The organism is Methanocella sp. (assembly GCF_035506375.1).
In the GTDB taxonomy this organism is placed as follows: domain Archaea; phylum Halobacteriota; class Methanocellia; order Methanocellales; family Methanocellaceae; genus Methanocella.
The window spans coordinates 1-14,336 of the sequence record NZ_DATJPM010000043.1 but is presented as its reverse complement, the minus strand read 5'-3'; the positions used below and the strand labels follow the sequence as shown (position 1 = coordinate 14,336).

The following is a 14,336-nucleotide window of genomic DNA, read 5'->3' as shown; positions in this document are numbered from 1 at the left end:
ACATGATTTGATATTATATAAAAAATCCATCATGGCACAGCTTTTTTATCATCATTCCGGTTTAACTTTGATATTTTTGATGACAAGTCATTTATTTTATTTTTATGATAAGATATTTTTTTATTTTCATGTCGATTACCTTTTACTTATTTTAGCCCCCTATTTATTTGGACTTGATAACATGAGGATGGATTGGAAACGAGTATTGGTAGTTTACATTATAATAGTGTTGGGATGGGCTCTTCTGTTAACGCCTGTTGCCATGGCGGCAGGTTCTGGCAATGGTAGTAGTGCCGGACAGGGCGGAAGCGGTGGAGGAACAAGCGGTAGTAGCTCTTCTGGACAGAGCGAGAGCACCAGTATTACTGGTGGACACGGCGCTGGCAGTGCGTCAGGACGGGGCGGAGCTACTCAAGCACCGATGAGAACAACAAGTGTCGAAGGATATTGGCCGGCGGGACCGGCAAGTGCTGTGCCCGCACAGAATGATCAAGGCGCCCATCATAAAGGCTGGATCGGAGGATCCATGAACCCCTGGGTCCTCGGCGGGAAGAATCTGGGAATTTATGGCGCAGGCAACCTCAGAAGCCTGGCCTGGCCCGGAGAATTTTATAGTCCCGGCTATTATTGGCACGCAGGCTGGCCCCCGATTCGATAGGCTATAAAACACGGAAGATCAAAAAGCCAGATGATAGCCTGGTAACGATTCGCCTGCCATGGTCATTATGACAGTGGCCGGTCTGGCGTTAGGCCACCCGGCAGGTGTTTCAAGCCCATCGACCATATGACGACGAACAACTTAAATACAAATATTATGGGCCGGGCCACCAGGAAGAGTTGTAGTGGCCGGCCGTGGGACCTGCAAACCATCGGTGTGTATGACCTAAGGCAGCTAAAGTGACGGGTTTGCAGATGTAGGTTGTTGAGTTGGGCTTTATTCACATAATCCAATACTGTACATGAATAGCAAGTTAGTAAGCTTTATCTCTATAACTTATAGAGTAGTATAAACTTCTAGTTATGATAAATCGTCTATATAACCGTTAAAAAGTACAGTTTAATATTGATTCATATTGAGTCTATAGCCATCACTCTTTTTTAGGAATGATAATTATCCAGTTTTATAGTATGGGAATGATAAATGAAAGGTCTGAGACATTCGGGTAAAGTACTAAACAAATTATATGGGCCTTATCAGGAAAGTTACGCGACTTGACTCGCTTATCCTAATATGTTGCCTAATGGGCTCATTCAAGCTTTGCCCGATGTCTCGGAAATCATAAATTCGTTTTATGTAACCGTATAAAGAAGACGTTTTAATAATTTTAATAGCAACATATAATATATATGACAATATAGTTATATATTATGGCAAATGCAAAGAAAGGAATCACTTATAAAACAAGCTATAAGGCCCTTAAAAACATGATTAGCGATAAGATAGACAAGGAACACCCGTTCTCCACCAAAAAGGAACGTAAAGAAGCGGTAAAAAGTGTAATGGTAGAAACAAGAGACGCGTTTAAAAATGGCATAGCCGATTATTTAGATACAAACATCGATAAATGCATACATAAACTATCCTTAACTAACAAAGAAGTGACTAAAGCGAATTTGAAAGAGAATAAGAAGATAAAAACAATAGGTGCCCTTAAATCTTCGACTAAGAAGTAGACCTGATACTTTCTATCCTTGATCATTCATTAGCGAAGAAATAGTAGAAACTGGACTGTTTCTTATAAAAATAATTGCTGTGTTGAATTACTCCCGTATTTTAAGCTTTTTAAGAGCACGGAGGACACTATTTTTCACCACAAAGGCCAATAGTTCCGTGTTTGTTTAATAGTCCCTTGCCATATTTTCCACTTTCGTACTGCCAATCGGTTTTTCAACACGAAAACACGAATTCTTTTATATCCCACGTAAGGGGCACGAAAGCACTAAGGTCCATGCTTAAGGCTTAGAACACGAAACAAGCCTCCCGAAGGCACGAGCCTCCCGAAAGGGATTGAAACACGAGAGACAGCATGTATAACTGGAAATGCATGCCGTTCTCGTGTTTCTAATTATTAGTGTTTTAGAGCCGTTCGTAGGCTTGTTTCGTGTTTTGAACACCAGGCATGGACCTTAGTGCTTTCGAGACTTACGTGGGATATAAAATCTTTCGCGTTTTCGTGTTACCAACCGGAGGCGCCAACGAACGAGAACACTGAACATACGCCGGCAGGAGGACTATACGCTATGGATAACAGGGCAAGAATATAAGCCACGAGCACGGAACTTCTGGCACCTGTGGTGAAAAATAGTACCCCCATGCCATTAGTGAACTTAAAACCAGAATAAAATTATAAGGCGAGCAAGCAGGCGCGCCTCTAACATAAGCACGGAACTGCTGTGCCTGTTTCCGTGGCGGGAAGACTCCAGGAAGGCATACCAGGCTCATAGATCGATGAAATAGCTATAATTTATTTATTTCATCGCGTCCTTGAACTCGCCATACACTTCGGCCATCGTACGCTGCCACTCGTAAGAATGAAGTATGCGCTGATACGCCCTGCCTTTAGAATAGTCCTCTTCGACGAACACGACGCCGGGATAGTCGACTTTCATCAGGTAAAGGCCGACAGCAAGGGCGGGCGGTATACCCTCCCTGTGCTCTTCAGGCTTCAGCATCTGCCCGATCCACTGAGCGGGCCGCTTGTTCGAGCCGACGAGCCGGAGGCCCGTCACGATCTTGCGTACCATGTTCCACAAGAACGAGTCCGCTTCGATGTCTATGACATATATGTCGGAACGCTTCGTTACCGAGATTCTTTTTATAGTCCGCACCGGGTTCTTGTTGGGCTCGACACTGGAAAAGTTCGTGAAGTCATGCGTGCCGAGGAAAAGCTGGGAGTGAGTGACAATGCGGCGCTCGATGACGTCGGGAGCATAGAGAATATATCGGTAAGTGCGGCTGGCCGCGCCGCGGCGGGGGTCGAAATCGTCGGGCACATCGGCCCTTGCGTATACCCACATATCGTCCGGTAATACCGAATTGATGATCCGGGGCTCGGTGAGCTTCAGGTTATGTGGCTTAAAAGCTATGACCTGCCCCAGCGCGTGGACGCCCGCATCCGTGCGGCCCGAGAACTCGATCTTTGCCTTATCGCCGATGACCCCCTTCGAGGCCAGGGCAGCTTTAAGCTCGCCTTCAACGGTCCTGCGGCCGGGCTGCACCTGCGAGCCGGAGAAATTAGTGCCAATGTAGGCAAGCTTATAGGCGCACTTCAGATTCCCACTCCCGCTAGGTCGAGACCTTCTTTTCGCCGATCAGGTAGATGCCGACGATGATGACGAGAATGAGCAGCGCGGTCACGGCCATGTCCTCCCAGGTGATGCTCTTCTCCACGCCGAAGACCAGGATATGCCGGATCATGGCCGTCAGGCCTGCCGCCAGGATGAGCTTCAGCTCCAGCTTGTGGCTTTTAAAATATACAATGACTGTCTGTATTAGCTCCGCGATGATGAGGGTCACGAGCAGGTCGTTCAGCACCAGAACGAGCGTATCCAGGCCGTACTGCTGGCTAACGAAGCTCGCCATGTCCTTGCCTACGATTATAAGCGTCATCAGCGCAAGCAGGACGAGAAATATCGATACGAGCAGGTATACGGCGGACTCGACCTTATCGAGAAAGCCGGCGATGGTGCTGTCATAGTCCGGGTTGCTGGAAGGTGCCATTATCAGACAATAAGTCCGGGATAACTATTAAAAGTTCTCTTACGCGCTCTTCTTTTCGCCGATCAGGTAGATGCCGATGATAATGACGAGAATGAGCAGCGCGGTCACGGCCATCTGCTCCCAGGTGATGCTCTTCTCCACGCCGAAGACCAGGACACGCCGGATCATGGCCGTCAGGCCGACGCCCAGGATGAGCCGCAGGTCCAGGGTATGGATCTTGATGTAAACGATGACAGTCTGGATAAGGCCGGTTATTATCAGAGCGACTAAAAGGCTGTTTAGGGCCGAGTCGATGATATCAAGGCTCGCAGTATCCGTAAAGAAATGCGACAGGTCCAGAGCAACGACGAAGAAGGTCATCAGCGCCATGATACTTAAAAAAAGAGCTACCAGCAGGTATATGCCCGTCTCCACCCTGTCAAGTACGTTGGTGATACTGCCACTTCTGTCGGATGCCATGCTTTCAGTCACCACAATGTTCTCAGGGCATAAAAGCCCACGTATTATATAATATTTATTCCCCGGCCATTACTCGATGGCCTTTTTCAGGCTGTAGGCCGCAGCGCAGGCCTCGAGCTGCTTATAGGTGCCGATGGTGAGGATGATCGAGTCCTGGCTCAGGACCAGCGAAGGCTCCGGGTTCGGCGTGAACCGCCCGGCGTCAATGACGCCGACGATGGAGCAGCCGGTTTTCGACCGCATCTCCGTTTCATTTATGGCCTTGCCTTCCAGGGCCGAGCCCTTAACGTGGAACTTGTACAGCAGCACGTTCTCCGACAGTATCACCGTATCCTCGAAGACGCCCTTTTCCACGACGCGCGCCATGATCTGGCCGCCCGTCGTGGACAGCGACGTCACGTAATCCGCGCCTGCGCGATATATCTTGCTCACGTTATTGTCCAGGTTGGCCCGGGCGATGATGTTCACGTGGCGGTTCATGTTCCGGGCCAGGAGTACGGTCAGCAGGTTCTTGTTATCGTCGTTCAGCGTCACCACGATGGTCGAAGCGTCGGCGATGCCGGCCTTCTTCAGCGTCTCCTGGTCCGTGGAGTCGCCAACGACCTGTTCCAGCCCCTCATGCGGCTTAAGGTCGATGATCGTGTAGGATATGCCCCTCTTATCGAACTGCTTCGCGACCTCCCGGCCCACGTCCCCATAGCCGGCGATGATCCTCTTTCCGCCGCAGACCTGGCCAACGATCCGCCCCATGTCGCTCATGTCGTGGAGCTGGCGGTCGTTACCGATGGCCATTAGAACGGTAGCCTCGTCCACCTCCATGTCAGCCGGCGGATTGATGATGAACTTGCCATCCTTGAACGCCCCGACGATGTTCGCGCCCGTCTTTTCCCGGATCCCGAGCTCCTTCAGCTTTTTTCCGACCATGGGATTATCCGGGTAGACGGGGAGCTTACAGATCTTCATGTCCTCCCCGAGGTCCACGACGTTGGTGACTTCGAAGTTGATGGACGAGATGGCGGTCATGCCCATGTTGATGCCGAGAATCTGTTTAGGCGATATCACGATGTCCGCTCCGGCGTACTTCAGGTATTCGGCCAGGTCCAGCCGCTCGACCAGCGCGATGATCTTGCAGCCCGACATCTGAGACGCCGTAAGGACGACGGCCGCATCCTTATCCTCGCCCTCGTTCGCGATGAGCGTCGATGCCTTATCGACCTGCGCTATTTTCAGCGTCTTCTCGTCAGTCGAATCGCCGGATATGGCATAGAACCCCCGGAGCTGAAGGTCGTGGACGCTCTGGCTCGACTCGTCTATGATCACGAGCGGTTTGCCCGCGTCCGCCAGCTCGGTGATGAGCGAATCCACGAGGGCATTATACCCGCAGATGATGACGTGGCCCTTAAGGCGCTCCGGCGGCTTGCCTTTCGGGGACTTGATCCAGCGCTCGATGCTCGGCGTGATCATCAGGGGCAGGACGACGGCGAAAAAGATGGCGATGCCGGACAGGATGACCAACATCGTGAAGAGCTTCCCCATCACGGTGACCGGGTAAATGTCGCCTAATCCGGTGGTCGTCATAGTGACGACGACCCAGTAGATTGCCGTATAAACATCACGGCTATGCGGGTTGAACTCGTTCGGGAGCATCAGGAAGATGCCCGTATAAATGAGTATCAGGGCCAGGATACCTGCCGGATAGATGAGGTAAGGAGATTTAAGGATGCTCCTCAGCTTGACGTCCGAGATTCGTAGGGCCATAGAGTATACAGGAATATGGCCGTGATAATAAAAAAGGATTTGCGTGAGGGTTGCTCACGCAGGAATAAAACTTTACTCGGGCTTGGATACCAGCGTGGTCTTGCCTAAGACCTTGCCGTCGGCGGCGTGCGGGGTCCTCTTGACCGAGTCGCCGGCCTTCTCGAGCTCCCTTGCCTGGTCGCACAGCAGCGCGGCGGTCCTTAACAGCTCGTGGGCGCTGGCGACGGTGATGACGTACTGCTCCATTTCCTTCTGCATGAAGCAGCCGAGCAGGTCGAGGTCGCCGACTTTCTCGGCGGCAGCGAATGCTGCGAACGCTTTTGCCTGTGCGTACGGGTTCTTGTAGCCCGCCATCGGGACTGCCTTGGCGGCATCGACGACGATCTGGGGCACGGTGGGTGCCTGGCCGGCGTTGATCTGCTCAATGCACTTGTCGAGCTCGGTCTGGATGAGCCTGACGACACCAGTTTCCGCTAACACCTTGGTCATGTCCGCATTGAACAGGACCATTTCGGTGGGGTCCAGGAACTGCCTGCGGGCGCCGATCATCGAGTCGCACTTGACGATGAAGTAGCCCAGGCCCTTCGCCTTGAGGTCGTCCTTGACCTTCATCATGGGGACGTCCGAAATAGCGATCGTCGGTACGCCGGCGGCCTTGATGGCCTCCCTGGCCTTGGTCGGGCCGGGTAATGCGCCGTTCGGGCTGATGACAATACACAGCTGGGGCTTAAACTCGAGGATCTTTGCGACTGCCTCGTCTGCCTCCGCCTCGCCCAGCTTTGCGCCGGTGCCGACGGTCCTTACGTAAACGTCTCTGTCTGCCCTCTCATCGAGAATGAGGTCTATGTACCTTGAGGTTCCAAGGTTTCCTAGCTTAACGATTCCAACTCTTGCGGTCATAACTATACCTTCTATGAATTTATTTGGCCAATATGGCGCAAATATCTATTCGGCCTTCCTCCCTTAGTTTATATAAAAGGCCATTTTAGATTTACGAATACTATTAAAGGTCTTAATGGTAAATAGCTTTTTCGAGCCGGCTAAGTCGCAAGAATGCTTGCCAGCCTGAGGATGCTCTCGTCAAGCGGCTTTGACGCCCCGGCCGATTCCCTGAGGCCTATGCTGGTGATTTTACCGTTCTGCAGGCCGACAATGCAGTTGCTTTTTCCTTCCGCCAGAAGCTCTACGGCCTTTTTGCCGAACTCGCTGGCCAGGTATCGGCTGCGCGCTGTAGGGCTGCCTCCCCGCTGGGCATAGCCCAGGATGCTGAGCCTCGTCTCTAGGCCCGTGTTCTTTTCAATGGCCGAGGATAGCGCCCTCGTATCGCCAATGCCTTCCGCTGCGACGATGATGGCAGAACGTTTTCCTTTTGAGACATTATCCTTTATGACACTGAATATCTCGTCCTCACGGACAGGCAATTCGGGCACGAGAATGATCTCTGCTCCCACCGTCAGGCCCACCATGGCGGCCAGGAAGCCCCTGCTACGGCCCATGACTTCGACTACGAATATGCGGTCCAGAGATATAGCGGTGTCCCGGATCTTATCTATCTCTGCGACCGCCGTGTTGACGGCCGTGTCAAAGCCGACGGTCTCGTCCGTACCGTATATGTCGTTGTCGATGGTCGCCGGTATGCCGACCATGGGCGTGTCGGTCAGCTCGCTTAACGCCATTGCTGCCCGGAAAGATCCGTCGCCACCGATGACAACGAGGCCGTCGACGTCGTATTCCGCAAGCCGGGCGGCCGCCTTTGCCAGACCCGCCTTCGTCCTGATGTGGGGGCATCTGGTCGTATGAAGGATTGTGCCTCCCAGGTTAATGATGCCGCTGACGGACCGTGCGCTCATGGGCTTTACGAGGTCCGATATGAGGCCTTCCCAGCCCCGGCAGAAGCCCAGGACATTGAAGCCTTTGAAGGCGGCAACTCGGGTGACGGCACGTATGGTCGCGTTCATGCCTGGGGCGTCCCCGCCGCTGGTCACGATGCCGATGGCCTTCAAAATAAGCCCCGGAATAATCTCGACGGCCGTGCTGAACTATTTTTACCGCCCGTCGAACGGCTTATTTGCCGCCGTATTGTGCCGCGCCCGGTGCGCCCGTGACCTGAGGCTCGTCCGGAACGCGGAGCACGACGTATAATCCCTTTCGAGGGCGTTTCAATACGATGTTTCTCCCATCCAGAAGAAAAAACGCCGTTCATAGACCGCTTCTTTTACAGGGCGAAAGGATCTGCAGGATCTCCCGGCCCCTCGGCGTTACGATGAAGGGGAAACCATCGCCAGTTCTCTTTTCCACATACCCCGCATCCAAGACAGGCGCCATATGCCCTATAATAAATTCATCGATCTCCTCCCTGGTCATCCACCGGAATTCCCGCTTTTGTTCCGGCTCGATGAATGCCAGCACGAGGTCTTCGATATCATCGGGTATGCGCATATAGGTAAAATACGGCATCTGATAATTAAAAGATTATGTCATGCGGCCGGGAGCAGGACAACGAAACGGGCTCCCCGTGAAGAGTCGCCCGGCACGCGGTCCATGATGTGGAGGCGGCCGTAGAACTGACTTAAGAACGTGAGGATCAGGTACAGGCCCAGTCCCCGCCCGCTAAGCTTCTTGCGGGAGAGCAACTCTACTTTCTTCGCGTCCGATATGCCCGGGCCATTATCCTCGATAATAGTCCCTGGAGATCGATCCCCCAGATGATGTCGCCGGAATTCTCCACGAGAAAACGGTAGCTTTCGCGCAGGGAGCACTCGATACGGCAGCAGAGTTCAAGCTCTTCCTGCTGCTTTTGGACCAGATTTCGCAGCGCTATCAGATCGCCCTCCGGGGAATTTGGGGGCAGTTTGATATGTTCCTGTTTGCCCATATGATCGTCAGCACCTAACATTATAGGCTCATATGAATATTTTATAGTTAATATTTATATTAAAATTGCTCAGTCGCTATAACATTCTAAATGACTTTGAAAAAATAGGCATTTCGACTTCATGTTTTTTCAACTATAATTATGTATATAGTTGTACATATTTGTATTTATATATACATATAAGTATGAATATATAACATTGTCGCTCGCCAGGCGAAACACTTTCAGAGTCCGCGGGAAGTTTTTAAACCGCGGAGGCTCTATAGTTAATATAATGAAGTTCCGCGGCTGGCTTTTAGACGTCGACTATGAAGTCGTGAATAACAGGCCCCTGATACGCATGTGGTGCGTGGACGACTCGGGCCGGAGCGCCGTTATATTTGACGATTCCTTTGAGCCTTACTTTTATGTCGTGCCTTACGGCGATGTCCCCGTAAGCCAGCTGATGAGCATGTCCAAAGAAGTGGGCGGCGAGCTGATCCGCCCCGTGAAGGCCGACGTCGTAGAACGCAGGAACTTCGGCGTACAGATCCAGTGCTATCGCATTTTCACGCAGTTGCCGCGTGACGTCCCGTATTTACGTGAGCTGGCCCTGAAGTTCGGCGACGTGCGGGAGGCGGACATCCTTTTCGGCGTCCGCTACATCATCGATAAGCGGCTCATACCCATGGGCGGCATCGAGGCCGAAGGCGAGCCCGTGCCCATCGATTATGCGGATCAGGCGCTGATCTGCCGCAGCCCGAAAGCTTTTGCCAGGGAGGAAGAGCCGCCGCTAAAGGTCCTCGCCTTCGACTGCGAGATGTGGAACCCGCACGGCATGCCCGATCCCAAGAAAGACCCCATCATTATCATATCGCTAAAAACGAATGAGGAAGAAAAGATTTTGAAGGCCACCGACGAGAGCGATAAGAGCCTTATTAAAGAGTTTATCCAGTACGTCAGGAACTATGACCCGGACGTCATCGTCGGCTATAACCAGGACGGCTTTGACTGGCCCTACCTTTCGGAGCGGGCGAAGAAACATAAGCTTACGCTTAACGTGTGCCGCGACGGGACGTCGCCGATGTTCGGGCGGGGCGGCCTCCAGCGAAAGGTCAAGCTGATCGGGCGGCTGGACATCGACCTGTTCCAGGTAGCCCAGAGGGACGTGGACGGTGTCAAGATCAAAACGCTGGAGAACGTCGCCGACTTTTTGGGCGTCATGAAGAAGGGCGGGCGCGTGAATCTTTTCGCGGCCGACATCTACCAGTACTGGGCGGACGAGGCGAAGCGAGGCGAGCTCATCCAGTACGCGAAGGACGACGTATCGAGCACCTTCGGCCTGGCGAAGGAGCTCCTGCCGTTGCAGTTCGAGTTTGCGCGCATGGTGCACGAGCCCGCGGACAATGTCTCAAAAATGGGTCGGGGGCGGCAGGTGGAATCGTACCTGGCCTATACCGCCTACGAATATGGCGAACTGATACCTTCCAGGGGAGGCGAAGTGGAGACGTACCTGGGCGGCTTCGTTTTCCCGCCGGTGAAGGGCATCCACAAGAACGTCGCGTCGCTCGACTTCTCGGCTATGTACCCTTCCATCATGATCACCTACAATATCTCGCCGGATACGGTCTGTAAGGACTGTAACGCGGAATGCTACCCCCCGGCGCCCGAAGTCGGCCACTGTTTCCGAAAGGAGCCGGAAGGCTTCTTTACCCGCATTTTACGCTCCCTGGTAAGCCACCGCAGCGCGCTGAAAAAGAAGCTGGCGCTGATGGATAAGGCAGACCGGGACTATAAGATACTCGACATAAGGCAAAAGACCATCAAGATACTTACGAACGCCTTCTACGGGTATACCGGCTGGGCGCAGGCCAAGTGGTACCGGCGGGAATGTGCGGAGGCTACGTCGGCATGGGGCCGGTATTTCATCAAGAAGGCCAACGACATCGCGCAGGCCATGGGCCTCGAGGTCCTGTACGGCGATACGGACTCGCTCTTCGTCACGCTCAAGGACGGAGGGAGGCTCTCAACGGTCACGGGCAACTTCATCCGGAAAGTAAAGGAAGAGCTACCTCTGGACATGGACGTCGATAACATTTACCGCTCCATCTTCTTTACCGAATCCAAGAAACGCTATGCGGGCCTGACCAGCAAAGGCGAGATCGTCGTCCGGGGCCTGGAAGTGCGCCGTGGCGACTGGTGCGAGCTGGCGAAGGAATTACAGTCCGAGGTCATCCGCATCATCCTCGAGGAGGAGGACCCGGACAAGGCCGTGAAGTTCGTCAAGGATACGATCAGCGAGGTCAAGGAAGGCAGGGTGCCGCTGGATAAGCTCATCATCCATAAGACGTTGACGAAGGGCGTGGAGAGCTACGAGAGCGCCCAGGCGCACGTGAAGGCAGCCGAGCGGGCGCGGGAGATGGACATGTCCGCCTCCGTAGGCAGCAAGATCAGCTATGTTATCGTCAAAGGCCCCGGCGGCACGCTGAGCGAGCGTGCATACCCCGTGGACATGTTCAGCAAGTTCAAGGACGGGAAGCTGTATGCGAAGGATAAGACCTATGAGCTCGATGCCGAGTATTACGTCGATAAGCAGCTTATACCCACGGCGCTGCGCATCCTGGGCTACTTCGGGCACACAGAGGACGAGCTAAAGGGCAAGGGCGTGCAGGGTACGCTTGCCCGGTTCTTCTAAGACATGCAGTGTTATATATTCCTTTATGTCAGTGCTTAAGCTGCCCCCTGGTTTTGTAGGTTAGATAAAAAGACAATAAAATCTGAAGTATGTCGGTAATCTCGTCGGACTCATTTTTCTATTCATGACAGAATACGCTAATTAACATGCTTAAGCCTTCAGACATAGTGGAAGCAATAAGAAAAAAGTGGGACATGGGCCAGAAGCATACCCAGTCCAATAGCATAACCAACGCACTCGTCATCCGCGACGGAGAGCTGACGCTGGTAACGCTGCGTAATGGCGAGATACCGGCCAGGGATAATTACGGGTACGGCCTCTATTACCATGACTGCCGGTATTTGAGTAAATTCCATATACGGCTGATGGAAAGCCCCGTGACGGAGCTATTATCCAGTGACGAACAGGGTTCCCAATCGGTAATGGTGGGCACGAATAGCAAGTTCAAGGACTGCAGTGGCAACATGGTCGAAAAGGAGACGATGATGGGCACGTACGTGGTCAAAATCTGCCCCGGCCTCATGCAGCAAAGTCTTACATTTAGTAACTTTAATACTTTTACCGTCACGCAGAACCTGACCATAGAGTTCGACGCCGATTTCGCCGATATGTTCACTATCCGGGGCCTTGTCCCGCCGGCCCATGGTAAAAAAATGCCAATCGAATACGACAATAACAGGCTTTGCCTTTCCTACCAGGGCGAGGACGGGCATATCCGCAGGACGATAATAACGTTCTACCCCGCCCCAAAAAGCATGGAGGGAGGAAAGTGTCATTTCGAGCTAAGAATTGAGCCGCAGGGATCCAGTTCGGTGAAGACGGACATCGCCGTCCAGGACGTCGGGGAAAGGAAGATGCCCAAAACAAATATCGGGAACATAATGAAAGGGGCCACCGGGTCTTGCACCTCGACATTCGAGTGTTGTACCGACACTCTGACCAGCAATAATATTTTTAATAGTGTTATAGAGCGTTCGCTCTGCGACCTTAACATGATGCGCATGAGCCTGGAGGGGGAAGTATTCCACTCGGCAGGGGTGCCCTGGTACGACAGCCTGTTCGGGAGAGACAGCATCATCTCGGCGCTTCAGCTACTTCCGTTCGGGCCCGACCTGGCAAGGAGCACGCTCCTGGCGCTCGCGAAATACCAGGGCAGGGAGTTCGATGACTGGCGGGATGAGGAGCCGGGAAAGATCCTCCACGAGCTCAGGCTCGGCGAGCTTGCCAACCTGAACCATATCCCTCAGACGCCATATTATGGCACCGTCGACGCAACGCCCCTTTTCCTCATCCTCCTGTCGGAATACGTAAACTGGACCGGGGATACGGGGCTACTCAAGGCCCTGGAGGGAAATGTGGACGCGGCCCTGAAGTGGATAGATGACTACGCCGACATAGGAAAAAGGGGCTTTACTTCATATGCGGTAAGATCCAGAAAGGGGATATTTAACCAGGGGTGGAAGGACTCGTTCGACGCGGTCGGCCATTCCGACGGCTCGCTCGCGAAAAAGCCGGTGGCAATGGCAGAGGTACAAGGCTACGTGTACCTGGCTAAAAAAAGCCTGGCACCGCTATTCCAGGTGCTCGGCCGGGACGGTGAAGGCAAGCGGCTTGAAAACGAGGCAAAGGCGCTGAAAGAAAGGTTCAACCGCAAATTCTGGATGGAGAATAAAAAATATTTCGCGGAGGCGCTGGACGCGGACGGCCCCTGCGATGTTGTGGCATCGAACCCGGGGCACTGCCTGTGGGCCGGGATCATCGACGATAAGTATGCAGGATATCTGGTCGACGGGCTTTTCAGGGAAGATATGTTTACCGGATGGGGCATACGGACGCTGTCTTCGGAAGAGCGCCGTTACAATCCGCTCGGCTACCACAATGGCACCGTCTGGCCGCACGACAATTCGATCATCGCCGCAGGCCTTAAAAAATGCGGATTTATTAACGAGATGTCAAAGCTGTTCACGTGTATTTATGAGGCGGCGAGGACGTTCGAGAACTTCAGGCTTCCCGAATGTTTCTGCGGGCTGCCGCGCTCCATGTACCGCGTTCCCGTGAAGTACCCGGTGGCTTGCAGCCCCCAGGCGTGGTCTTCAGGCGCGATGCCCTTCATGTTTACCTCTTGCCTGGGACTGTCCCCGGACGCCCTGCGTAAGCGGCTGGTCATCAGCAAGCCGTACCTGCCGCCCTGGCTGGATCGCGCTCAGTTAAATAAACTGAGCGTCGGAGGCACGCTGATTGACCTCGACTTCAGGCGAATCGGGGATAAGACTCAGGTCGACACGCCTAAGAAGAAGGGAGACATAAGCGTATTTGTTGAGTATTAGGCTCTAATGGGCGACCCGTTGTTACAGCCCGGTAGCCAGGCAGGTCTACATCTTAAGCACAGTAGTTACGTGTTTGTTTAGTGGTCCTTTGCCTTTTTTTCCACTTTCGTACTGCCCGTCGGTTTTTCAACACGAAAACACGAATTCTTTTATATCCCACGTAAGGGCACAAAAATCACTAAGGCCCATGCCTGGCGCTTAAAACACGAAACAACCTCTCCAATGGCACTAAAACACTAAATGATTGAAACACGAGAACGGCATGACCCTTATACTTTATTTTATATGCTTTCTCTAGTGTTTCAATTAATTTAGTGAGGTCCGTGCATTTGGGAAGTTGTTTAGTGTTTTGACGTGAAAGCATCCACTTTAGTGTGGTTCGTGCTCCTTACTTGGGATAAAAAAAAATAATTCGTGTTTTTGTGTTGAAAAACCTGGGGCGCTCGCTCCACAGGAAACATGGTGCAGGATAAGGCGTTTATAACCGCTATTTAATAAATCGCTCAAGTGTAGAATCCTTTT

General features: G+C 52.7%; 14 protein-coding genes. 5 read left to right on the top strand and 9 right to left on the bottom strand.

The genetic code is table 11. From position 1 onward, the window contains the following. Window positions 1–7: 7 nt before the first annotated feature. Together VMC84_RS05630 and VMC84_RS05625 are read left to right on the top strand one after the other, a co-directional pair. The gene (locus VMC84_RS05630) at window positions 8–658 is read left to right on the top strand and encodes a hypothetical protein (protein WP_325378964.1); all 651 of its coding nucleotides are present in this window, start codon (window positions 8–10) and stop codon (window positions 656–658) included. Window positions 659–1,368: 710 nt separating this feature from the next. Beyond that, window positions 1,369–1,674 carry a hypothetical protein gene (locus tag VMC84_RS05625; RefSeq protein WP_325378962.1) on the top strand — a complete coding sequence of 102 codons (306 nt, stop codon included), beginning with the start codon at window positions 1,369–1,371 and terminating at the stop codon, window positions 1,672–1,674. A 795-nt stretch (window positions 1,675–2,469) separates the two neighbouring features. Here the strand turns inward: VMC84_RS05625 and truA are convergent. From truA to VMC84_RS05595, 6 genes are all read right to left on the bottom strand, one after another. After that, complete coding sequence (gene truA, locus VMC84_RS05620; RefSeq protein ID WP_325379043.1) at window positions 2,470–3,273, bottom strand: tRNA pseudouridine(38-40) synthase TruA; 804 nt, start codon at window positions 3,271–3,273, stop codon at window positions 2,470–2,472. A gap of 13 nt (window positions 3,274–3,286) precedes the next feature. Next, the gene (locus VMC84_RS05615; RefSeq protein WP_325378960.1) at window positions 3,287–3,721 is read right to left on the bottom strand and encodes a phosphate-starvation-inducible PsiE family protein; all 435 of its coding nucleotides are present in this window, start codon (window positions 3,719–3,721) and stop codon (window positions 3,287–3,289) included. 39 nt (window positions 3,722–3,760) lie between these two features. Then, window positions 3,761–4,180 carry a phosphate-starvation-inducible PsiE family protein gene (locus VMC84_RS05610; protein ID WP_325378958.1) on the bottom strand — a complete coding sequence of 140 codons (420 nt, stop codon included), beginning with the start codon at window positions 4,178–4,180 and terminating at the stop codon, window positions 3,761–3,763. 69 nt (window positions 4,181–4,249) lie between these two features. Then, window positions 4,250–5,938 (bottom strand): potassium channel family protein, encoded by a 1,689-nt coding sequence (locus VMC84_RS05605; RefSeq protein WP_325378956.1) that lies wholly within the window; start codon window positions 5,936–5,938, stop codon window positions 4,250–4,252. Between the two features lie 72 nt (window positions 5,939–6,010). After that, window positions 6,011–6,838: a F420-dependent methylenetetrahydromethanopterin dehydrogenase gene (locus VMC84_RS05600; protein WP_325378954.1), complete on the bottom strand. Its 828-nt coding sequence runs from the start codon at window positions 6,836–6,838 to the stop codon at window positions 6,011–6,013. 140 nt (window positions 6,839–6,978) lie between these two features. After that, window positions 6,979–7,896 (bottom strand): ATP-dependent 6-phosphofructokinase, encoded by a 918-nt coding sequence (locus VMC84_RS05595; RefSeq protein WP_325378952.1) that lies wholly within the window; start codon window positions 7,894–7,896, stop codon window positions 6,979–6,981. Here VMC84_RS05595 and VMC84_RS05590 point away from each other — a divergent pair. Next, complete coding sequence (locus VMC84_RS05590) at window positions 7,883–8,080, top strand: hypothetical protein (protein WP_325378950.1); 198 nt, start codon at window positions 7,883–7,885, stop codon at window positions 8,078–8,080. The two genes, VMC84_RS05595 and VMC84_RS05590, sit on opposite strands and share 14 nt — an antisense overlap. 57 nt (window positions 8,081–8,137) lie before the next feature. Here the strand turns inward: VMC84_RS05590 and VMC84_RS05585 are convergent, their stop codons facing one another. The 3 genes from VMC84_RS05585 to VMC84_RS05575 are packed head-to-tail and all read right to left on the bottom strand — an operon-like array spanning window position 8,138 to window position 8,834. Then, window positions 8,138–8,377, bottom strand: a complete 240-nt coding sequence (locus VMC84_RS05585) for a hypothetical protein (protein ID WP_325378948.1) — start codon at window positions 8,375–8,377, stop codon at window positions 8,138–8,140. 38 nt (window positions 8,378–8,415) lie between these two features. Next, the gene (locus VMC84_RS05580) at window positions 8,416–8,571 is read right to left on the bottom strand and encodes an ATP-binding protein (protein WP_325378946.1); all 156 of its coding nucleotides are present in this window, start codon (window positions 8,569–8,571) and stop codon (window positions 8,416–8,418) included. A 2-nt stretch (window positions 8,572–8,573) separates the two neighbouring features. Next, the gene (locus tag VMC84_RS05575) at window positions 8,574–8,834 is read right to left on the bottom strand and encodes a hypothetical protein (RefSeq protein WP_325378944.1); all 261 of its coding nucleotides are present in this window, start codon (window positions 8,832–8,834) and stop codon (window positions 8,574–8,576) included. A gap of 253 nt (window positions 8,835–9,087) precedes the next feature. On the opposite strand from VMC84_RS05575, the gene VMC84_RS05570 reads away from it, so the two are divergent. Together VMC84_RS05570 and VMC84_RS05565 are read left to right on the top strand one after the other, a co-directional pair. Then, window positions 9,088–11,487 carry a DNA-directed DNA polymerase gene (locus VMC84_RS05570; RefSeq protein WP_325378942.1) on the top strand — a complete coding sequence of 800 codons (2,400 nt, stop codon included), beginning with the start codon at window positions 9,088–9,090 and terminating at the stop codon, window positions 11,485–11,487. A 146-nt stretch (window positions 11,488–11,633) separates the two neighbouring features. Next, window positions 11,634–13,814 carry an amylo-alpha-1,6-glucosidase gene (locus tag VMC84_RS05565; RefSeq protein WP_325378940.1) on the top strand — a complete coding sequence of 727 codons (2,181 nt, stop codon included), beginning with the start codon at window positions 11,634–11,636 and terminating at the stop codon, window positions 13,812–13,814. The last annotated feature ends 522 nt before the right edge of the window (window positions 13,815–14,336 follow it).